Annotated in this window: 19 protein-coding genes and 1 riboswitch; of the genes, 7 read left to right on the top strand and 12 right to left on the bottom strand. The window is 60.2% G+C overall.

All coding sequences use genetic code 11. The features are described from left to right. Positions 1–612, bottom strand: a complete 612-nt coding sequence (gene cobO, locus FHL16_RS26925; RefSeq protein ID WP_077749787.1) for a cob(I)yrinic acid a,c-diamide adenosyltransferase — start codon at positions 610–612, stop codon at positions 1–3. Positions 613–692: 80 nt separating this feature from the next. Then, a riboswitch (cobalamin riboswitch) is annotated at positions 693–925 on the bottom strand. Positions 926–1,080: 155 nt separating this feature from the next. On the opposite strand from cobO, the gene FHL16_RS26920 reads away from it, so the two are divergent. Both FHL16_RS26920 and FHL16_RS26915 read left to right on the top strand, forming a co-directional pair. Then, on the top strand, positions 1,081–1,665 hold the full coding sequence (locus FHL16_RS26920; protein ID WP_077749786.1) for a hypothetical protein: 585 nt from the start codon (positions 1,081–1,083) through the stop codon (positions 1,663–1,665). A gap of 67 nt (positions 1,666–1,732) precedes the next feature. Further along, entirely contained in the window at positions 1,733–3,046 is a 1,314-nt protein-coding gene (locus tag FHL16_RS26915) for a PQQ-dependent sugar dehydrogenase (protein WP_077749785.1), read from the top strand. 102 nt (positions 3,047–3,148) lie between these two features. Here FHL16_RS26915 and FHL16_RS26910 read toward each other — a convergent pair whose 3' ends face one another. The 6 genes from FHL16_RS26910 to FHL16_RS26885 form a co-directional block, all read right to left on the bottom strand. Further along, the gene (locus FHL16_RS26910) at positions 3,149–3,802 is read right to left on the bottom strand and encodes an O-methyltransferase (RefSeq protein WP_077749784.1); all 654 of its coding nucleotides are present in this window, start codon (positions 3,800–3,802) and stop codon (positions 3,149–3,151) included. A 22-nt stretch (positions 3,803–3,824) separates the two neighbouring features. Continuing rightward, positions 3,825–4,361: a C40 family peptidase gene (locus FHL16_RS26905; RefSeq protein ID WP_010456801.1), complete on the bottom strand. Its 537-nt coding sequence runs from the start codon at positions 4,359–4,361 to the stop codon at positions 3,825–3,827. Positions 4,362–4,580: 219 nt separating this feature from the next. Next, positions 4,581–5,207, bottom strand: coding sequence for a C40 family peptidase (locus FHL16_RS26900; protein WP_010456802.1), 627 nt, complete (start codon positions 5,205–5,207; stop codon positions 4,581–4,583). 214 nt (positions 5,208–5,421) lie between these two features. Further along, positions 5,422–6,126: a DnaA regulatory inactivator Hda gene (hda, locus tag FHL16_RS26895; RefSeq protein ID WP_010456804.1), complete on the bottom strand. Its 705-nt coding sequence runs from the start codon at positions 6,124–6,126 to the stop codon at positions 5,422–5,424. A gap of 230 nt (positions 6,127–6,356) precedes the next feature. Continuing rightward, positions 6,357–7,430: an AI-2E family transporter gene (locus tag FHL16_RS26890; protein ID WP_077749783.1), complete on the bottom strand. Its 1,074-nt coding sequence runs from the start codon at positions 7,428–7,430 to the stop codon at positions 6,357–6,359. Positions 7,431–7,468: 38 nt separating this feature from the next. Further along, positions 7,469–8,527 (bottom strand): DUF2066 domain-containing protein, encoded by a 1,059-nt coding sequence (locus FHL16_RS26885; protein WP_077749782.1) that lies wholly within the window; start codon positions 8,525–8,527, stop codon positions 7,469–7,471. A gap of 384 nt (positions 8,528–8,911) precedes the next feature. Here FHL16_RS26885 and purM point away from each other — a divergent pair, with 384 nt between their 5' ends. The 3 genes from purM to FHL16_RS26870 are packed head-to-tail and all read left to right on the top strand — an operon-like array spanning position 8,912 to position 11,342. Next, on the top strand, positions 8,912–9,970 hold the full coding sequence (purM, locus tag FHL16_RS26880; RefSeq protein ID WP_010456810.1) for a phosphoribosylformylglycinamidine cyclo-ligase: 1,059 nt from the start codon (positions 8,912–8,914) through the stop codon (positions 9,968–9,970). Continuing rightward, on the top strand, positions 9,970–10,620 hold the full coding sequence (gene purN / locus FHL16_RS26875; RefSeq protein WP_077749781.1) for a phosphoribosylglycinamide formyltransferase: 651 nt from the start codon (positions 9,970–9,972) through the stop codon (positions 10,618–10,620). Before purM ends, purN begins: the two co-directional genes overlap by 1 nt. A gap of 8 nt (positions 10,621–10,628) precedes the next feature. After that, complete coding sequence (locus tag FHL16_RS26870) at positions 10,629–11,342, top strand: DUF3108 domain-containing protein (protein ID WP_077749780.1); 714 nt, start codon at positions 10,629–10,631, stop codon at positions 11,340–11,342. A 64-nt stretch (positions 11,343–11,406) separates the two neighbouring features. Here FHL16_RS26870 and FHL16_RS26865 read toward each other — a convergent pair whose 3' ends face one another. The 3 genes from FHL16_RS26865 to FHL16_RS26855 all read right to left on the bottom strand — a co-directional run bounded on the left by FHL16_RS26865 (position 11,407) and on the right by FHL16_RS26855 (position 15,118). Continuing rightward, positions 11,407–12,585 (bottom strand): trans-sulfuration enzyme family protein, encoded by a 1,179-nt coding sequence (locus tag FHL16_RS26865; RefSeq protein WP_077749779.1) that lies wholly within the window; start codon positions 12,583–12,585, stop codon positions 11,407–11,409. Beyond that, a complete protein-coding gene (locus tag FHL16_RS26860; RefSeq protein ID WP_077749778.1) occupies positions 12,582–13,958 on the bottom strand; it encodes a pyridoxal-phosphate dependent enzyme in 1,377 nt (458 codons plus the stop codon). The genes FHL16_RS26865 and FHL16_RS26860 overlap by 4 nt, the downstream gene beginning before the upstream one ends. A 149-nt stretch (positions 13,959–14,107) precedes the next feature. After that, a complete protein-coding gene (locus FHL16_RS26855) occupies positions 14,108–15,118 on the bottom strand; it encodes an amidohydrolase family protein (RefSeq protein ID WP_077749777.1) in 1,011 nt (336 codons plus the stop codon). Between the two features lie 142 nt (positions 15,119–15,260). On the opposite strand from FHL16_RS26855, the gene FHL16_RS26850 reads away from it, so the two are divergent. Both FHL16_RS26850 and FHL16_RS26845 read left to right on the top strand, forming a co-directional pair. Further along, on the top strand, positions 15,261–15,677 hold the full coding sequence (locus tag FHL16_RS26850) for an OsmC family protein (protein WP_010456822.1): 417 nt from the start codon (positions 15,261–15,263) through the stop codon (positions 15,675–15,677). Positions 15,678–15,738: 61 nt separating this feature from the next. Then, positions 15,739–16,599, top strand: a complete 861-nt coding sequence (locus tag FHL16_RS26845) for a pirin family protein (protein WP_077749776.1) — start codon at positions 15,739–15,741, stop codon at positions 16,597–16,599. A 135-nt stretch (positions 16,600–16,734) separates the two neighbouring features. On the opposite strand, the gene FHL16_RS26840 is transcribed toward FHL16_RS26845, so the two are convergent. Together FHL16_RS26840 and htpG are read right to left on the bottom strand one after the other, a co-directional pair. Further along, complete coding sequence (locus FHL16_RS26840; RefSeq protein WP_077749775.1) at positions 16,735–17,463, bottom strand: dienelactone hydrolase family protein; 729 nt, start codon at positions 17,461–17,463, stop codon at positions 16,735–16,737. A gap of 66 nt (positions 17,464–17,529) precedes the next feature. Beyond that, entirely contained in the window at positions 17,530–19,434 is a 1,905-nt protein-coding gene (htpG, locus tag FHL16_RS26835; protein WP_077749805.1) for a molecular chaperone HtpG, read from the bottom strand. Positions 19,435–19,476: the final 42 nt, after the last annotated feature.

Raw genomic sequence — 19,476 nt, 5'->3', positions numbered from 1 at the left:
TCACAACTCGACGCCTTTTTGCGCTTTGATGCCGGCCTGGAACGCGTGCTTGATCACGCCCATGTCGGTGACTGTGTCGGCCAGTTCGATCATCTCTGGCTTGGCGCCGCGACCGGTGACCACCACGTGTTGCATCGGCGGACGCGCCTGCAAATCACTGAGTACCTGATCGAGGTCGAGGTAGCCGTGCTTGAGGGCGATGTTCAACTCATCCAGCACCACCAGACCGATCGACGGGTCACGCAGCAGTTCCTGGGACACCGCCCATGCGGCCTCGGCGGCGGCGATGTCACGCTGGCGGTCCTGGGTTTCCCAAGTGAAGCCCTCGCCCATCACATGAAAACGCACCTGCTCCGGAAAGCGGCGGAAGAACAGCTCTTCGCCGGTGCTGTTACGGCCCTTGATGAACTGCACCACGCCGCACTGCATGCCGTGGCCCATGGACCGGGCGAGCATGCCGAAGGCCGAGCTGCTCTTGCCTTTGCCGTTGCCGGTCAGCACCAGCAGCAGGCCGCACTCGTTCGGGGAGTTGGCGATGCGTTCGTCGATCACCGCTTTTTTGCGCTGCATGCGCGCCAGGTGGCGTTCGTCACGATCAGGGGAATCAGTCATGGGGAGCTCTCCGTTGAGGCTGGATAACGGCGGGCAGGCACAAGAATAGACGGCAACAAGCCTGGCATCGCCCACCGTGATGCCGTTGGATGAATCAGGCCGGTCTCCGGGCTCATGAGCGGCTTGCGCCGGACTGCGCGCCTTCCCATATCGACAGTCGACACAGTGGCTCAAGACGCAGTCTTTACTCATTTACCGTTGCGGGGGCAGCGCCGGGATCATGACTCTTCGTCGCTTGAAGAGAGTCACTCACCGGCTTCCCTGTTTCACTCTGTCGGCTTCGCCACAGAGCACCTGAAACAAGCCGCGAAGGTTAGAGGGTTGGGGGGGGAGCGTCAATTGAAGACAGGGCACGGATTCTCGATAGACTGCCGCCCATCAATAACCTGACGTCAATCTTGCGCCATACTGCCAGCAGTGATATCAAAGCGCCATAAACCCAACAACACAATTACAAGGGTGAGCGACATGCAAGGCATGATCATCAGTAATCCGAAGCTGGAATTCCTGCGACCGGTGCTGGAACGCTGGTTTGACTGTATCGACCGCTTTAACGCCGTGCGCGGCGATAACGACACGCCTTATTGGTACGACGAGAAAGCCAACCTTGGCCTGCTCTGCGCCGCGGCCTGGATGGCGGAAATGGTCACGCTGCAACAAACGCCGACCCGTAAACAGAACGAAGAAGGCGAACGCAACAGCCGCGCCGACCTGTTTATCGCCACCGCCGAAGAACGCGCCTACCTTCAGGCCACTCAACGCTGGCCGAAGGTCAACAGCCTGAACCTGAGCCAGGCGCTGCAGGACATCACCAGCGACGCCAAACGCATCAGCTACGCCAGCGACCTGAAACTCGGCTGCCTGTTCGTTGCGCCACAAAAGGCCCAGCAGAGCGCGACCCCGGAAGAACTCCAGGACATGGTCGACGACCTGCAAAAGGAACACAGCTGCGCCGTGGCCTGGTATTTCCCGTACGCCTATCGCAAGTTGCGCAACGAAGCCGGTCACTATCACCCCGGCATCGCCGTGCTGCTCAAGGAAGCCCGCGGCTGACCGGTTGAACCATCGCGCGTCTAAGCTTCTCTATGACTAAGTCAATGCATTCATAGGGAAGTCCAGCATGCGCAAGCCTCAGCTCGTTCTCGTCATCGCGCTCGCCGGAGGGCTCGCCGCCTGTGGTGAAACCTCCAGCCTGCAAGTCTCCGACGGCACCGGCCCGTCACCCAAGCTGCCCGAGCCGAACAAGACCCTGATCCCGACGGTGAATATCGCCCCGGCGATCGGCTGGCCGGAGGGTGCAAAACCCACCGCTGCGGCAGGCACTCAGGTAGCGGCATTTGCCGAAGGGCTCGATCACCCGCGCTGGCTCTACGTGCTGCCCAACGGCGATGTATTGGTGGCGGAAACCAATGCCCCTCCCAAACCCGATGACGGCAAAGGCATTCGCGGCTGGGTGATGGGCAAAGTCATGGGCCGTGCCGGCGCCGGCGTCCCTAGCCCCAACCGCATCACGCTGCTGCGGGACAAGGACCACGACGGCATCGCCGAAACCCGCACGGTGTTCCTGGAAAACCTCAATTCGCCCTTCGGCATGACCCTGGTCGGCAATGACCTGTACGTCGCCGATACCGACCGCTTGCTGCGCTTTCATTATGAAAATGGCGACACCGCAATCAAGTCGCAGCCGATCAAGGTGGTCGATCTGCCGGGCGGCACGCTGAATCACCACTGGACCAAAAACGTCATCGCCAGCAAGGACGGGAGCAAGCTGTACGTCACCGTCGGCTCCAACAGCAACGTCGGCGAAAACGGCCTGGATCAGGAGGAAGGTCGTGCGGCGATCTGGGAAGTGGATCGCGCCACCGGCAATCACCGGATCTTCGCCTCGGGGATTCGTAATCCGAACGGCCTGGCCTGGGAACCTCAGACCGGCGCCCTGTGGACGGCGGTCAATGAGCGCGACGAAATCGGCAGCGACCTGGTGCCGGACTACATCACGTCAGTGAAGGACGGCGGGTTCTACGGCTGGCCCTTCAGCTACTACGGCCAGCACGTCGATATCCGCGTCGAGCCGCAAAACCCTGATCTGGTGGCCAAGGCCATTGCCCCGGATTATGCGGTCGGCCCACATACCGCATCGCTGGGCCTGTCGTTTGCCGAGGGCAACACACTTCCCGCGCAATTCAAGGAAGGCGCCTTCATCGGCCAGCACGGCTCCTGGAATCGCAAGCCGCACAGTGGCTATAAAGTGATTTTCGTCCCGTTCGCGGGTGGCAAGCCGACCGGTCAACCGGTTGATGTACTGACAGGCTTCCTCAACGAAGATGAAAAAGCCATGGGTCGGCCCGTAGGCGTGGTGATTGATCAGCAGGGCGCTTTGCTGGTGGCCGATGATGTGGGGAACAAGGTGTGGCGCGTTTCGGCCGCTAAATAGCCACCGTGTAGGAGCGAGGCTTGCCCGCGAAGGCTGTAGGACAGGCAACATCAATGTTGGATGTGCCGACGCCCTCGCGGGCAAGCCTCGCTCCTACAAGGATCAGCGTTTACGACAGAGCGTGAGCCCATCACCCAACGGCAACAACGACAGATCCACACGCACGTCATTCTTCAAGGCGCGATTGAGCGCCTGGATGGCTCGGGTGTCTGCACTCTCGGGATTCTCCTCAAGCACCCGCCCACTCCACAGCGTGTTATCGAACACCGCCAGCCCGCCGACGCGCAGCAGACGCAGTGCATGCTCCAGATAGTTCGGATAGTTGGACTTGTCGGCATCAATGAAGATCAGGTCGAACGCCTCCGGCTGATCCAGCATGGCGAGCGTTTCCAGTGCAGGGGCCAGCCGCAGGTCAATTCGCTCGGCCAGCCCCGCTTCCTGCCAATAACGGCGTGCGATAGCGTTGTAGTCGCCGGGAATGTCGCAGCAAATCAGCGAACCGCCCTGCGGCAATGCAGCGGCCATGCACAGGGCGCTGTAACCGGTAAATGTACCGACTTCCAGCAAGCGCTTGGCACCAATGAGTTTGACCAATAACGCGAGGAACTGCCCCTGCTCCGGCGCTACCTGCCAGCGCGCCATTGGCATCGCCTGGGTTTCGTCGCGCAAGCGCTTGAGCAGCGGCGTTTCCCTCAGGGAAACGTCGAGCAGGTATTGATACAGGGCATCGTCGAGATTGAGAGTGCGAGCGGTCATGACAACCTCTTCGGACAGGACGCTACGGATTACGCGCCAGGTGTTCAGGCTGCAGAACGCGCTTGGCGCTCAGATAAGCCTTCTGCCAGTAAGCCTTGGACAGGCTGTCGAGCTTCACCGTGCCGCCAGTGGCCGGCGCATGAACGAAGCGACCTTCACCGACGTAGATACCGGCATGACTGACCTGGGATCCGCCATTGGTGGCGAAGAAGATCAAGTCACCGGTTTGCAGGCCTTCCTTGCCGACGTTGGCCGCCTGCATGCTGATCATTTCGCGGGTGGTACGCGGCAGGGAAATACCGGTGACGTCATGGTAGACGTAACCGATCAGGCCGCTGCAATCGAAACCCGAATCCGGCGTGTTGCCCCCCCAACGATACGGCGTGCCCACCAGGCCCAGCGCGCGGAACAGCACGTCTTCTGCCTCGGGGGAAAAGGGTTGCGGGTTACCGAAAACAATGGGTGCACGAACCACCGGCGCAGGCGGCGGTGTGCGACTGGCGCAGGCGCTGAGCAGCGCTGCGAAGAACATGATTGCGAGGCGGGCCGACATCGTCATAAGCAGAACATCCTGATCTGGCTGCGGCTTTTTCTGCCGGGAAGGCAGAAAAGAAAACCGCCTGCGCAGGACGCAGGCGGTTTGCCATCAATAATAGATCTGGATTCTAGCGGCTATGGGCCAAACTTCAAGTAAGACTTTAAGTTCGCCTTACAAAGTGTCCGCCTACTTCGTTGCGAAGAGCTAGTTGTCGCCACCCACGTGGCGACAGGTTAAGCCTTATTTGCGTGCAGTGACCACGGTCGGAGCCATCGCGAGGGCACGTTTGGCTTCGATGAAGGTCTTGCTCCAGTAGCTGTCGCCCAGGCTGTCGACCCGGACACCACCGCTTTTGCGGCTGCTGGAGTGGATGAACTGGTTGTCACCCAGGTAGATCCCGGCGTGACTGACACGACCACGACGACCATTGGTGGCGAAGAACAGCAGATCACCCGGCTTCAGCGCGCTGCGAGCTACCAGCGGAGCGTCGACGTTGATCATTTCGCGAGTGGAGCGCGGCAGGTTCATGCCGGCTTCTTCACGAAACAGATAACCGATGAAACCGCTGCAATCGAAGCCAGCCTCGGAGGTGCCGCCGAAACGGTAACGGGTACCGATCAGGGACATGCCACGCTCGAGGATGCTGTCAGCCAGAACCGGAAGCTGGTACGACTTGCCATCGGCGAAGTTTGCCAGTTCTTTATCGGTGGCTAGCTCTTCCTGGAAAAGAACGGAAGAAGACTGCGCAGTAACTGAATTCTTGACCTGCTGTTGTTGCTCTTGCTGAGTCACTGGGGAGTGGGCAGCGCAACCGAACAACAGGGTGACGAGTGCGAGAGGCACGAGGGGTGCGAAGCGCTTTAGCATGGGCACGACCGTGGCTGATAGTTGTAAAGAAGCCGAGACTATGCCCGCTATCATCCTCATTTGCAAATTCAATCGAACTTTATGTGACTTCCCGGTTTCGCGATTACATCTAAGCGCTTAAGCCCCATTTAGACACTCGCGCAGCCTGCACCCTGCAGGAAAGCGGATTTTCTGGCGCCTGAAATATGCCAAAAACCCCCGCCAAGCTTAGGTTTTACCAGCCTAGGGTTTCTTTCAGGAAAGGAATCGTCAGCTTGCGCTGAGCTTGAAGGGAGGCCTGATCGAGACGCTCAAGCAGCTCGAAAAGCGCGCTCATGCTGCGGGTACCGCGAGTCAAAATAAAATGCCCGACTTCATCGGTCAGGTGCAGGCCGCGACGGGATGCACGTAGTTGCAAGGCGCGCAATTTGTCTTCGTCAGAGAGCGGACGCATCTGGAAGATCAGTGCCAGGGTCAGGCGCGATTTCAGGTCAGCCAGTTTCACCGGCAGTTCGCGCGGCGAGGTTGATGCAGCAATCAACAGACGCCGACCGCTGTCGCGCAGACGATTGAACAGATGGAACAACGCCTCTTCCCAATCCGCCCGGCCGGCCACGGCCTGCAAATCATCCAGGCAGACCAGTTCGTATTGTTCGAGGTTGTCGAGGATCGAGATGCCGCGGTCCAGCAGCTCGGCCAGCGGCAGATACACCGCCGGCTCCCCCAGTTGTTCGAAGCGCAGGCAGGCGGCCTGCAACAAGTGCGTGCGCCCTACCCCGTCCTTGCCCCAGAGATAAATCAGGCTTTCTGTCCAGCCGGCGTCGGCTTCGCATAGCCGCTCGACATAGCCGAGTGCAGCGGCATTGGCGCCTGGGTAGTAATTGATAAAGGTAGCGTCATCACGCAGACGCACACCTAGGGGCAGCTGAATCGGTTTCATGCTGACTGAACAGTTCCAAAGGAACCGTTAGTGGCCTCTGTGTAAAGTTTGCGAAGTTTATACCCGTGAGGCGGGTCGCACAATGCGACAGACCACAAGCAAAATCAAAGGTTTGCGTTAACGCCCTGGTTTCATGACAGTTTCTTTGGCGGCGCATGTGACAGCCGCGCGAGGGATACGGGCCAACCTGGCATGGAACCAGGCCGCCCGCCACAGGACTTCAACGACTCTTACAGCTCCGGTTCGTCGACACCACTGTAGATATCAGAATCCTTATACAAATCATGCACATGGCGCACCAGCACCATGATCACCGCCGCCACCGGCAACGCCAGCAACACGCCGGTAAAGCCGAACAGTTCGCCCCCCGCCAGAATCGCGAAGATCACCGCCACCGGGTGCAGACCGATACGATCGCCCACCAGCAACGGCGTCAGCACCATGCCTTCCAGTGCCTGCCCGACCATGAACACCGCAACGATGCCGATCATGGGATACAGATCGCCACCGAACTGGAACAGGCCGGCGATCAACGCCGCGCCGATCCCGATGACAAACCCCATGTACGGCACAATGGCCGCCAGGCCTGCGATCAGACCGATCAACAACCCCAGCTCCAGCCCCACCAGCATCAAGCCCGCAGCGTAGATCACGCCCAGCGCCAGCATCACCAGCAACTGCCCGCGCACAAATGCCCCCAGCACTTCATGGCATTCGCCCGCCAGGGTCACCACGCGTTCTTCACGATCACGGGGAAGCAGGCTGCGGATCTTGGCCATCATCAGGTCCCAGTCCCGCAGCAGGTAGAAACTCACGACAGGGATCAGCACCAGATTCGCCAGCCAGCCGATCAACGCCAGCCCGGACGCCGTCGCCTGACTCAGCACCACCCCGACGATGTCGGTGGTCTGGCCCATGTGTTCGCTGATCGCGGCCTTGAGCTTGTCGAACTTCCAGAAGTTATCCGAGAGTCCGAATTTTGATTGCGCCCACGGCAGTGCAGTGTGCTGCAGCCAGTCGAGCATCTGCGGCGCCAGTTCATACAAGCGAAATAACTGCTTGGCGAGCATCGGCACCAGCACCAGCAGCAATGTGGTGAAGATCAAGGTGAACAGCGCAAACACCGCCACTACGCCCCAGGTGCGTGACAGACCGGCCTTTTCCAGCCGATCCACCAGCGGATCGAACAGATAGGCCAGCAGCAACGCGACCAGAAAGGGCGTCAGGATCGGATGCAACAACCAGACAAACACGCAGAGCAGAACCACCCCACCCAACCAGAACCAACGCCGCGTATCCGCCATGTACCACTCCATATGCATCTATATAAAGAAAGAAAACCTTACCAACGGAATCTCAGCTGTGGCACCGGTGCCGGGGTTGGTGCAACGACCGGCGCCGCACCCTCGGCTGGCTGCGCAGGCGCTGCCGGTGCAGGCGCCTCACCGGCTGGAACTTCCTGCAACTTCGCGAGGGACAGCTGCGAACGTAACTGCTCGGCGCTGCCACTGACCCGATAGAGAATGCGCTCGCCATCAACCGTTTGCAGGCGCGCCCTAAAAGGCTCCAGCAAGCGTCCAAGGGCGGCGTAGCGTTCCAGGTTCATGCCCTGCACTTCCAGCAATTGTTCGCCCGAAGCGCCCGGCTTGACGACAAACCGCGGTGCCAGGCGTTCACTGACCGCCAGCATCACCGCATCGGCCACAGCAGCCTGATCCGCCCCTTGTACGCTGCCCGCCTCTTTCTTGTCGCCCAGCCACATGTTCCATTTGGCCTGCCACTGGCCGCCCTCTTCCCGGGCATGCACCGCGAGCAAGGCATCGGCGTTGTAACGGTCCGAGGCAGCGCGCAACGGCGTTGCATCTGCCCCTTCAAGGTTGGGTGCCGTAGCCACCAGTTGCTCACTCAGGTCCGCCAACGGCAACCGCAACGGCAGACCACGATGCTGGGCTGCGCGACGCAACGGCGCGGCGCTGGACTGGCCATCGCCCACCAGGCTCGATCCCTCGGCGGAGTCGTTCAACCACCAACTCAGGATCGACGGCCGATTCGTCCCCCACAAAGACAACCCGGCGCGGCGCAAGGCTTGTTCGGTGCTGGCCGGGTCGAAATCGACTTTCAGCACTTCCGGCGGACCGGCGTCGAAACCGTATTGACTGATGATCTGTTGCGGGTCTTTGCGCAGCGCCGCCAACCCCGGACTTTGCGCAGCCTTGGGATCACCGGTCAGGCGCAGCACCAGGGTGTCCAGCGCGCGCTGGGTCGCCTGGTCGCGCTCCTCTGACGATTGACTGCTGACAGGCTCGCGCACTTGATACAGGCCTTTGACGGTTTCGGCATGACTCGCCAGGCTGACCAGTGAAAAACAGCCTGCAAATAAAAATCTGGAAAAAAAACGCATGGGAGATTCCTGACGACGAGAGCGGCTGGAACAGACCGCATGAAGATGATCGAGCAAGGCTGTGACCACATCCCTGCGCAAAACATTCACCACGATCTGACTAAGTTTTTCGCACTGTCATAACGATAGACGGTTAATCGCGATACCTTATACAGCCATCGAGGCGGCGACCAACACGGGCAATAAAGGTTTTTTTCAGCCGATATGCCCCTGCCGTCGGCGTGAGGATGGCCGCTGCCCTTCAAGCCTGATAAAATCGCGCGCCTTCGCAGACCGGCAACAGCCGGGCACCCTGAAATTCGTGCAAGGCGCTCGCCTTCGTTTATTTCAGCGGTCCCACTGGACTCGGTCGTTACCCCTGAATCCCCCCTAAAGGCCTGGATCATGAGCAAGCAACCCTCCCTGAGCTACAAGGACGCCGGTGTAGACATCGACGCCGGTGAAGCATTGGTCGAACGCATCAAGAGCGTCGCCAAGCGCACTGCGCGCCCGGAAGTCATGGGCGGCCTGGGCGGTTTCGGCGCCCTCTGCGAAATCCCGGCCGGCTACAAGCAGCCCGTACTGGTTTCCGGCACCGACGGCGTGGGCACCAAGCTGCGCCTGGCGTTGAACCTGAACAAGCACGACAGCATCGGCATCGACCTGGTGGCCATGTGCGTGAACGACCTGGTGGTCTGCGGCGCCGAGCCGCTGTTCTTCCTCGACTACTACGCCACCGGCAAGCTGAACGTCGAAACCGCGACCCAGGTCGTGACCGGCATCGGCGCTGGCTGTGAACTGTCCGGCTGCTCCCTGGTCGGCGGCGAAACCGCTGAAATGCCTGGCATGTACGAAGGTGAAGACTACGACCTGGCCGGCTTCTGCGTCGGCGTCGTGGAAAAATCCGAAATCATCGACGGTTCGAAAGTCGCTGCCGGCGATGCCCTGCTCGCCCTGCCGTCTTCCGGCCCGCACTCCAACGGCTACTCGCTGATCCGCAAGATCATCGAAGTCTCCGGTGCCGATATCGAAAACATCCAGCTCGACGGCAAACCGCTGACCGACCTGCTGATGGCCCCGACCCGCATCTACGTGAAACCGTTGCTCAAGCTGATCAAGGACACCGGCGCGGTCAAAGCCATGGCCCACATCACCGGTGGCGGCCTGCTGGACAACATCCCGCGCGTACTGCCAAAAGGCGCCCAAGCCGTGGTTGACGTCGCAAGCTGGACCCGCCCTGCCGTGTTCGACTGGCTGCAAGAGAAAGGCAACGTCGACGAAAACGAAATGCACCGCGTGCTGAACTGCGGCGTGGGCATGGTCATCTGCGTGGCTCAAGAGCACGTTGAAACTGCCCTGAACGTCCTGCGTGAAGCCGGCGAGCAGCCATGGGTTATCGGTCAGATCGCCACCGCTGCCGAAGGCGCAGCCCAGGTTGAACTGAAGAACCTCAAGGCTCATTGATGTCCCAGACCTGTGATGTGGTGGTGCTGTTGTCCGGCACCGGCAGTAACTTGCAGGCCCTGATCGACAGCACGCGGACCGGCGACAGCCCGGTCCGCATCGCCGCGGTGATTTCCAACCGCGCCGACGCTTACGGCCTACAACGCGCCAGGGACGCGGGTATCGACACCCGCTCCCTGGATCACAAGGCTTTCGAAGGCCGCGAAGCCTTCGATGCCGCGCTGATCGAACTGATCGACGCCTTCAACCCCAAACTCGTGGTACTGGCCGGTTTCATGCGCATTCTCAGCGCTGACTTCGTGCGCCACTACGCGGGTCGCCTGCTCAACATCCATCCCTCGCTGCTACCCAAATACAAAGGGTTACACACTCATCAGCGCGCGCTGGAAGCCGGCGACACGGAACATGGCTGCTCCGTGCACTTCGTCACCGAGGAACTCGATGGCGGACCACTGGTCGTACAGGCAGTAATACCGGTAGAGTTGCACGATTCGCCGCAGAGTCTGGCGCAGCGAGTCCATGTTCAGGAACACCTGATCTACCCGATGGCTGTACGCTGGTTTGCCGAAGGCCGTTTATCGCTCGGTGAGCAAGGTGCTTTACTGGATGGAAAGTTACTCGCGGCCAGCGGCCACTTGATTCGAAACTAGGAGATTTTATGCGTCGCGCCCTGCTCTTCGCTTGCGCTCTGTTTGCCCTGCCTTTCGCGCAGGCTGCAGACCTTCAACCTTTCTCCGCCAGCTACACCGCCGACTGGAAGCAGCTGCCCATGAGTGGCACGGCTGAACGCAGCCTGACCCAGGGTGCCAACGGTGTCTGGAAGCTCAGCTTCAAGGCCTCGATGATGATCGCCAGCCTGACAGAAGAAAGCACCCTGACCCTGGACAAGGACACGTTGCTGCCCCAGTCCTACCACTTCGAACGCGGTGGTCTGGGTAAAGCCAAGAAAGCCGACCTGGACTTCGACTGGACCAACAAAATGGTCACTGGCACCGATCGCGGTGATGCGGTCAAGATCCCGCTGAACCGTGGCATGGTCGACAAATCCACCTATCAGCTGGCCCTGCAACACGATGTGGCCGCCGGCAAAAAAAGCATGAGCTATCAGGTCGTCGATGATGGTGAAGTCGATACGTATGACTTCCGCGTGCTGGGTTCGGAGAAAGTCGACACCAAGGCCGGCCAGATCGATGCGATCAAGGTCGAGCGCGTGCGCGACCCGACGCAAAGCAAGCGCATCACCGTCCTGTGGTTCGCCAAGGATTGGGATTACCTGCTGGTTCGCCTGCAACAGGTCGAAACCGATGGCAAGGAGTACAACATCATGCTCCTCGACGGTACGGTCAACGGCAAGGCTGTCAAAGGCAGCTGATCCGGGTCTGAACAAAAATCCGGAATCCCTCAGGGATTCCGGATTTTTTTATGCCTGCTGAACGTCAAATCCGCGCCAGCGCCTGAGCCAGGTCAGCGCGCAGATCCTCGACATCCTCGACCCCCACGGACAAACGCACCAGCGCATCGCCGATCCCGAGTTGTGCACGAGTGTCTGCGGGGATGGTGGCATGCGTCATGATTGCCGGATGCTCGATCAGGCTTTCCACCCCGCCCAGGCTCTCGGCCAGGGCAAATATCTGCACATTTTCAAGGAAGCGTCTGGCGCCAGCCAGGTCGCTGTTCAGGTCGAGGGAAATCATCCCGCCAAATCCACGCATCTGCTGCCGCGCCAATTCGTGCTGCGGGTGCGACGGCAAGCCCGGATAGTAAACGCGTGCCACTTGCGGCTGACGCTCCAGCCATTGCGCCAGCTCCAGCGCGTTACTGCAATGACGCTCCATGCGCAACGCCAGGGTCTTCACGCCGCGCAGGGTGAGGAACGCGTCAAACGGCCCGGCGATGGCACCTACCGCGTTCTGCAAAAAGCCCAGGCGCTCGGCCAGTTCGGCGTTCTGCCCGACCACCGCAATGCCGCCGATCACGTCGGAGTGGCCGTTCAGGTACTTGGTCGTCGAGTGCACCACGATATCGAAACCCAACTCCAGCGGGCGCTGGATCCACGGGCTGGCGAAGGTGTTGTCGGCGACACAGAGGATGCCGCGCTCGCGACAGATACGCGCAATGGCGGCGAGATCAGAAAGGCGCAGCAAAGGATTGCTCGGCGTCTCGACACAGACCATCCGCGTGTCGTCCTGCAACGCCGCTTCGAAGGCGGACAGGTCGGTCAGGTCGACGTAGCTGAAGCGATGCCCGGCGCTGCGCTGACGGACTTTGTCGAACAGACGGAACGTCCCGCCGTACAGGTCGTTGCCGGAGACGATGTGCGCGTTGGCATCGAGCAATTCGAGCACCGTGGAAATCGCCGCCAGCCCGGAGGCAAAGGCGAAGGCCCGGGTGCCGCCCTCAAGGTCCGCCACGCAACGCTCCAGCGCAAAGCGCGTCGGATTGTGCGAGCGGCCATAGTCGAGGCCCTTATGCACGCCGGGGCTTTGCTGCAAGTAAGTGGAGTTGGCGTAGATCGGGGGCATCAGCGCCCCGGTGGAAGGATCCGGCGTCTGTCCGGCATGGATCACTCGGGTGCCGAAGGCGCGGGGCGCGCCGGATTCATCGTGCTGACTCATGTAAGCGATCTCCGTAAGTGATTAAGCAGGTCGACTCGCGTAATCAGGCCATGGAAGCCCGAGGCGTCGGCGATGATCGCCACCAGCCCACGATCGAGTTCCGCCTGCAGTTCGGCCAGGCTGGCGTTTGCCGGCAGGGTTTGTAACTTGTCAGTCATGGCGCTGGCTACGGGCATGCGCAAGTGCGAAGCGTCTTCGTGCACGCCCAGCAGAATATCGGATTCGTCGATCACGCCGACCAGCCGCTTGCCGTCCGCCAGCACCGGCAATTGCGAGACATCCGCCAGGCGCATGCGCTGGAAGGCGGTGAGCAGCGTGTCGTCGGGGCCGACGCTGATGACGCGGCCATCCTCGAAACGCCGCGCGATCAGGTCGCGCAGATCGCCGTAGCGCTTGTATTGCAGCAGGCCCTGATCGTTCATCCACTGGTCGTTGTAGACCTTCGACAGGTAACGGGTGCCGGTGTCGCAGACGAAGCTGACCACCCGTTTCGGCTCGGTCTGCTCGCGACAGTAACGCAACGCCGCCGCCAGCAAAGTGCCAGTCGAGGAACCGCCGAGAATGCCTTCGGCGCGCAGCAGTTGACGGGCGTGATCGAAGCTTTCCTCGTCGCTGATCGAATAGGCGTGGCGCACGCTGGAAAGGTCGGCAATCGATGGAATGAAGTCTTCGCCGATGCCTTCCACCGCCCATGAACCGGCCTTGCCGAGGGTGCCGCTGCGGCTGTACTCGGCCATCACCGAACCGACCGGATCGGCCAGCACCATTTCCAGGTTCGGTTGCACGCGTTGAAAGAAGCGCGTCAGCCCGGTCAGGGTGCCGGCCGAACCGACGCCGACGACAATGGCATCCAGATCATGCTGGGTCTGTGCCCAGATCTCCGGCGCGGTGCTGCATTCGTGGGCCAGCGGATTGGCCGGGTTGTTGAACTGGTCGGCGAAGAACGCATCGGGAATCTCCTGCGCCAGCCGCGCCGCCACGTCCTGATAGTAATCGGGATGCCCCTTGCCGACGTCGGAACGTGTGATGTGCACCTCGGCGCCCATGGCCTTGAGGTGCAACACCTTCTCGGTGGACATTTTGTCCGGCACCACCAGCACCACTCGATAGCCTTTGGCACGGCCGACCAAGGCCAGGCCGAGGCCGGTGTTGCCGGCGGTGGCTTCGACGATGGTGCCGCCGGGTTGCAGACGGCCATCGCGTTCGGCGGCGTCGATCATCGCCAGACCGATGCGGTCCTTGATCGAACCGCCGGGGTTCTGTGATTCGAGTTTGAGAAACAGCGTACACGGGCCGGTATCGAAACGGCTGACGCGCACCAGCGGCGTATTGCCAATCAGTTCAAGCACGGCAGGGCGGGAGTCGTTTGGCATGTCGTTACCTCGCTGCGAGAATCCGCACTGGATGGACAGCAACCGGCATCGGGTCTTCGTGCGCCAGTCACCAGTAATGCCTCGCAAGGAACATAGGCAGGGAATGCGCTATCCGCAACCGTGCGCAGCCAACCGGTAGCGTCGCAGCCTTAACGGTTGCGCGGCAGAATCGACAGAAAATTGTCCCGCGCGACTTTTCTCGCCACCTGCTCAGGCAAGGCGTCGAGAAACGGGTCGAAGCTGCGCATTTCCTTACCCAGCTTGTTGAAACGTCCCACCACATCAGAGCCGAGCATGAAGCGATCCGGGAAGCGCTCCACCAGTCCCAGCCAGGCTTCAGAAGGCTTGCCCTGCTCATCCAGCAGGTAAGGCGTCAGCATGCTCCAGGACAGGTCGATGTACAGATTGGGGTAGGCCTCGAGCATTCGGCTCAGGGTCGGCAACAGAAAATCCAGTCGGGTTTGATGCCGATGGACCTCGGCGCTGGTGCCTGCGTGCGCCCAAATGAATCGTGTATGCGGATGATTACGCAACGGCTCCTCGACTTCCGACAGGTACAGCGGATTTTTCTCACGCTTGGAGGTGATGTTGGAGTGCAGCATCACCGGCAAGTCGTTCTCCGCCGCGAGGTGATAGATCCGCGTCATCGCTTCGTTGTTGGCCCGTGGCGTGTCGCCAGCGGTCAGCGCGGTCAGGTCATCGTGCCGGGTAAACACTTCGCCGATCCCCTGCCACAGCCCCGGATTGAGATCGAGCATTCGCTGGATGTGCGCTGCGGAGTTTTTGTCGTTGGGGTTGAAACCGGACAGGAACGGGTGAAAGCGCTGACGCTGCTCGGGGGTCAATTTGTTTACCGCTGCCGCGACGATCACATCCGTCGCGCTGTACCAATAGGCATCGGCGTCATCACCGGCGTAATAGCGCGGGCGCTTCGGTTCGTCTTCGTGCCATTTCTTCGCCACCGGGATCCCGGAAATCATCACATGATCAATGGCATTGTCGTCCATGGCCTTGAGCAATGTCGGCATGCCGGCGGTTTCCTGAAAAAAGTCCACGTAATGCAGGTGCGCATCGCTGTAGGCGTATTCGCGTGCATTGACGTAAGCACTGGATAGCACCAGCAAACAGGAAAGGCTCAAACGGAACAGGGGCACGGGCATTCTCCGGGGGCAGGAAAGACGTAGACCTTTGCACACTCAAGACGGTTCAGCCGGTAAGAAAGTGGAACGCGCATCGTCAGGAATGCTCTATAACTTCGAGGTCTGTTTTGATCGAATGACTTTTTAGCCTGGGAGGCTCCCAATGACCGTTACCGTCAATACCGTTTCCGCCGAAGGTTTTCGCCACAGCGTCCAGATCGATGACCACGAGCTTTTTGCCGATGTGCCGACCACGTCTGGCGGCGAAGGCTCGGCCCCTGAGCCACACGACTACTTCGACGCGGCCCTGGGTGCCTGCAAGGCCCTGACACTGAAGCTGTACGCAAAGAAGAAAGACATTCCGCTGACCGGCGTCACGGTTGAAGTCAAACGTGACAACAGCGAAGAGCAGAAAGGCAAATATGCCCTGCACGTCAAACTGACCCTCAAGGGCGTGCTCACCGACGCCCAGCGCGACGAGTTGCACCGCGTGGCCGACCGCTGCCCGGTACACAAGCTGATGACCAGCACCGAGGTGAGCATCGAAACCCATCTCTCCGAAGGTGCCTTCAGCCAATAGCGGCAAGGGCTGCGCAAGCGGGTTATGCTCCACGCGTCACCCGCTCAGCCTGGAATGCACCATGAACACGCCACTCGTGATCCGCCCTCGCGCCGAAGATGTCGAGGGCCAACCGATTCTGCGCCCGCTGCCGTCAGCCAAATGCCGCAGCGTCGGGCCTTTCGTCTTTTTCGACCACATGCTCGAAACCCGTTATGCGGCGGGAACAGGCATGAACATCCGTCAGCACCCGCACATTGGCCTGTCCACCCTCACGTATTTGTTCGAAGGAAAAATCCAGCACAAGGACAGCCTCGGCTCCGATCAGGTGGTCGATGCCGGCGATGTCAGCTGGATGACGGCGGGCAGTGCAATTGCTCACGTTGAACGCACGCCTGAAACCTTGAAGCAAAGCGGCTTCACGATGCACGGTTTGCAGGTTTGGCTCGCCTCCCCCAAGACGCAGGAACAGGGGCCCGGCCACTACAGCCATCATCCGGCGGCGACGTTGCCGGTCAGCGATAACCTTGGCGTGAAGATCCGCATGATTGCCGGGTCAGGCTTTTGCCTGGAATCGCCGGTGCCGGTGCTTTCTCCCACGCTGTATGCGGAATTGAACCTGCAAACGGCGACCACCTTGCTGATCCCGACCGAGCATGAAGAGCGGGCACTGTACGTGCTCAGCGGCGACGCACAGCTTGATGGCGAGCTGCTGGAGCCGCATGCGCTGGTGGTGCTGCCTGTCGGAGAGGAAATGACGTTGTTCGCCGAGAGCGACTGTCATGCCGTGCTGTTTGGCGGGGCACCGCTGGACGGGCCGCGGCGAATCAACTGGAATTTTGTGGCGAGCGATCCGGCGGCGATCGATGAAGCGCGACGACGCTGGGCGGCTGGGGATTGGCCGACGGTGCCGGGGGAAAGCGAGCGGATCGAGCTGCCTTAGCATCGTCGGTAGCAGTAACACCGCCATCGCGAGCAGGCTCACTCCTACAAGGGAGAATGCATTCCAATTGTAGGAGTGAGCCTGCTCGCGATGAGGTCGGCCCTGACACCGAGAGTGTCAGGGCGGAATCAGCTATCAGTCTTTAAAAACTTCATCCAGCAGATTGTGCATCGAAGTAAACGCCCGAGCCGCCGTCTTCGCGTCATACATCATCTTGCCCGGCACATTCGCATGCGGGTCAGTAAACGAATGCACCGCGCCGCCGTAACTCAGCAGTTGCCAATCCACGCCCGCCGCATTCATTTCCTCTTCAAACGCCGGCAATTGCTCTTTCGGCACCAGCGGGTCGGATGCACCGTGCAACACCAGCACCGAGCCCTTGATGGTTTTAGCATCGTTGACGTTCGGCGTATCCAGCGTGCCATGGAACGAAACCGCCGCTTTTACCGGCGCGCCCGTGCGGGCCAGTTCCAGTGCGCAGCAACCGCCGAAGCAGAAACCGAAGCTCGCCAGTTTCGAGGTATCAACCGCCGCCTCGCCCTGCCCTTGCAACTGTTCGAACGCCGCTTGCATGCGCTTGCGCAGCAAGGCGCGGTCGTTCTTGAGCGGCATCATCGCTGCACCCGCCTCGTCGCCATTCTGTGGACGCACCGACTGGCCGTACAGGTCGGCGATCAACACCACATAACCCTTGGCCGCCACCGATTTGGCGATCTCCTCGGCACCGGCGCTGACACCCATCCAGTTCGGCGCCATCAACAGACCGGGGCGCGGGCCTTTGTGGTCGGCATCGAACGCCAGACGGCTTTCATACGACTGGCCATCAAGCTGATAAGCGACGGAACGAACAGTGATTTGGCTCATGACTAACTCCCAGTAAAAGGCACCAGAATGAAAAAACCCGCCGAAGCGGGTTTTTTTACAACTCGGTTAAACCGACAGTTCAACCAGCAGCTTGTTGAGGCGGCGCACATACGCGGCCGGGTCTTTCAAGCTGTCGCCGGCTGCCAGTGCCGCCTGATCGAAGAGAATGTGCGACAGGTCGCCGAAGCGCTCGTCGCTCTGCTCGTTGTCGAGTTTCTCGATCAGCGGGTGAGCCGGGTTGAATTCGAAGATCGGCTTCGAATCCGGAACCTTCTGACCGCTGGCTTCGAGGATCTGACGCATCTGCATGCCCAGGTCCTGCTCGCCGATGGCCAGGATCGCCGGGGAATCGGTCAGACGGTGGGAAACCCGTACTTCGGCGACGGATTCGCCCAGTGCAGTTTTCAGACGCTCAACCAGGCCCTCTTTGGACTTGGCGACTTCTTCCGCAGCTTTCTTGTCTTCTTCCGAATCCAGGTTGCCCAGGTCCAGGTCACCGCGCGCCACGTCGACAAAGCTCTTGCCGTCGAAGTCGCTGAGGTAGCTCATCAGCCACTCATCAATGCGGTCGGTCAGCAGCAGCACTTCGATGCCTTTCTTGCGGAAGACTTCCAGGTGCGGGCTGTTTTTGACCTGCGCGTAGGTTTCGCCGGTCAGGTAGTAGATCTTGTCCTGACCTTCCTTGGCGCGCGCCAGGTACTCGGCCAGCCCCACAACCTGCTCGCCTTCTTCACCCTGAGTGGAGGCGAAACGCAGCAGGCCAGCGATTTTCTCTTTGTTGGCGAAGTCTTCTGCCGGGCCTTCTTTCATGACCTGGCCGAAGTTCTTCCAGAAGCCTTTGTATTGCTCAGGCTCGTTCTTCGCCAGTTTTTCCAGCATGTCCAGCACGCGCTTGGTCAGCGCCGACTTCATGGAGTCGATGATCGGGTCTTTCTGCAGGATTTCCCGCGACACGTTCAGCGACAGGTCGTTGGAGTCGACCACGCCTTTGATGAAGCGCAGGTACAGCGGCAGGAACGACTCGGCCTGATCCATGACAAATACGCGCTGTACATAGAGCTTCAGGCCTTTCGGCGCTTCACGCTGGTACAGGTCGAACGGAGCACGGGTCGGCACGTACAGCAGCGAGCTGTATTCGAGCTTGCCTTCGACCTTGTTATGGCTCCAGCTCAGCGGATTTTCGAAGTCATGAGCGATGTGCTTGTAGAACTCCTGGTATTCCTCGTCCTTGATCTCGGTGCGAGGACGAGTCCACAGGGCGCTGGCGCGGTTGACGGTTTCCCATTCAACTGCAGGCTTCTCTTCACCTTCGACAGCTGCCACTTCTTTCGGCAACTCGATCGGCAGAGCGATGTGGTCGGAGTACTTCTTGATGATGTTGCGCAGACGCCAGCCATCGGCGAATTCGTCTTCACCGGATTTCAGGTGCAGGACGATACGGGTGCCGCGCTCGGCTTTCTCAACGGTGGCAACTTCAAAATCGCCTTCACCTTTGGACGACCAATGCACGCCTTCGCTGGCAGCAGAACCGGCACGACGGCTGAACACGTCAACTTTGTCAGCGACGATGAAGGCCGAGTAGAAACCGACACCAAACTGACCGATCAGGTGCGAGTCTTTCTTCTGATCGCCAGACAGGTGTTTCATGAAATCAGCAGTGCCGGATTTGGCGATGGTCCCCAGGTGGGTAATCGCGTATTCACGGCTCATGCCGATGCCGTTGTCTTCGAGGGTGACGGTCTTGGCGTCCTTGTCGAAGCTCACACGGATTTTCAGTTCGGCGCCACCTTCCAGCAGTTCAGGCTTGGACAGGGCTTCGAAACGTAATTTGTCGACAGCGTCAGAGGCGTTCGAGATCAATTCGCGAAGGAAAATTTCCTTGTTGGAATACAGCGAATGGATCATGAGGTGCAGCAGTTGCTTCACCTCGGTCTGGAAGCCCAGGGTTTCCTTTTGAGTTTCCACACTCATGGTCATCAAACTCCAATCAGATGGCAGTGGCCGCGACCTGAA

This window comes from Pseudomonas sp. FSL W5-0299, assembly GCF_005930655.1.
Classification (GTDB): Bacteria; Pseudomonadota; Gammaproteobacteria; order Pseudomonadales; family Pseudomonadaceae; genus Aquipseudomonas; species Aquipseudomonas mandelii.
Note: the sequence above shows the minus strand (reverse complement) of the source record. Positions and strands in the feature narration are given on the sequence as shown.

Coding starts and splice junctions, on each gene's coding strand:
- cobO (WP_077749787.1), bottom strand. CDS start 612: ATGACTGATTCCCCTGATCGTGACGAACGCCACCTGGCGCGCATGCAG.
- FHL16_RS26920 (WP_077749786.1), top strand. CDS start 1,081: ATGCAAGGCATGATCATCAGTAATCCGAAGCTGGAATTCCTGCGACCG.
- FHL16_RS26915 (WP_077749785.1), top strand. CDS start 1,733: ATGCGCAAGCCTCAGCTCGTTCTCGTCATCGCGCTCGCCGGAGGGCTC.
- FHL16_RS26910 (WP_077749784.1), bottom strand. CDS start 3,802: ATGACCGCTCGCACTCTCAATCTCGACGATGCCCTGTATCAATACCTG.
- FHL16_RS26905 (WP_010456801.1), bottom strand. CDS start 4,361: ATGACGATGTCGGCCCGCCTCGCAATCATGTTCTTCGCAGCGCTGCTC.
- FHL16_RS26900 (WP_010456802.1), bottom strand. CDS start 5,207: ATGCTAAAGCGCTTCGCACCCCTCGTGCCTCTCGCACTCGTCACCCTG.
- hda (WP_010456804.1), bottom strand. CDS start 6,126: ATGAAACCGATTCAGCTGCCCCTAGGTGTGCGTCTGCGTGATGACGCT.
- FHL16_RS26890 (WP_077749783.1), bottom strand. CDS start 7,430: ATGGCGGATACGCGGCGTTGGTTCTGGTTGGGTGGGGTGGTTCTGCTC.
- FHL16_RS26885 (WP_077749782.1), bottom strand. CDS start 8,527: ATGCGTTTTTTTTCCAGATTTTTATTTGCAGGCTGTTTTTCACTGGTC.
- purM (WP_010456810.1), top strand. CDS start 8,912: ATGAGCAAGCAACCCTCCCTGAGCTACAAGGACGCCGGTGTAGACATC.
- purN (WP_077749781.1), top strand. CDS start 9,970: ATGTCCCAGACCTGTGATGTGGTGGTGCTGTTGTCCGGCACCGGCAGT.
- FHL16_RS26870 (WP_077749780.1), top strand. CDS start 10,629: ATGCGTCGCGCCCTGCTCTTCGCTTGCGCTCTGTTTGCCCTGCCTTTC.
- FHL16_RS26865 (WP_077749779.1), bottom strand. CDS start 12,585: ATGAGTCAGCACGATGAATCCGGCGCGCCCCGCGCCTTCGGCACCCGA.
- FHL16_RS26860 (WP_077749778.1), bottom strand. CDS start 13,958: ATGCCAAACGACTCCCGCCCTGCCGTGCTTGAACTGATTGGCAATACG.
- FHL16_RS26855 (WP_077749777.1), bottom strand. CDS start 15,118: ATGCCCGTGCCCCTGTTCCGTTTGAGCCTTTCCTGTTTGCTGGTGCTA.
- FHL16_RS26850 (WP_010456822.1), top strand. CDS start 15,261: ATGACCGTTACCGTCAATACCGTTTCCGCCGAAGGTTTTCGCCACAGC.
- FHL16_RS26845 (WP_077749776.1), top strand. CDS start 15,739: ATGAACACGCCACTCGTGATCCGCCCTCGCGCCGAAGATGTCGAGGGC.
- FHL16_RS26840 (WP_077749775.1), bottom strand. CDS start 17,463: ATGAGCCAAATCACTGTTCGTTCCGTCGCTTATCAGCTTGATGGCCAG.
- htpG (WP_077749805.1), bottom strand. CDS start 19,434: ATGAGTGTGGAAACTCAAAAGGAAACCCTGGGCTTCCAGACCGAGGTG.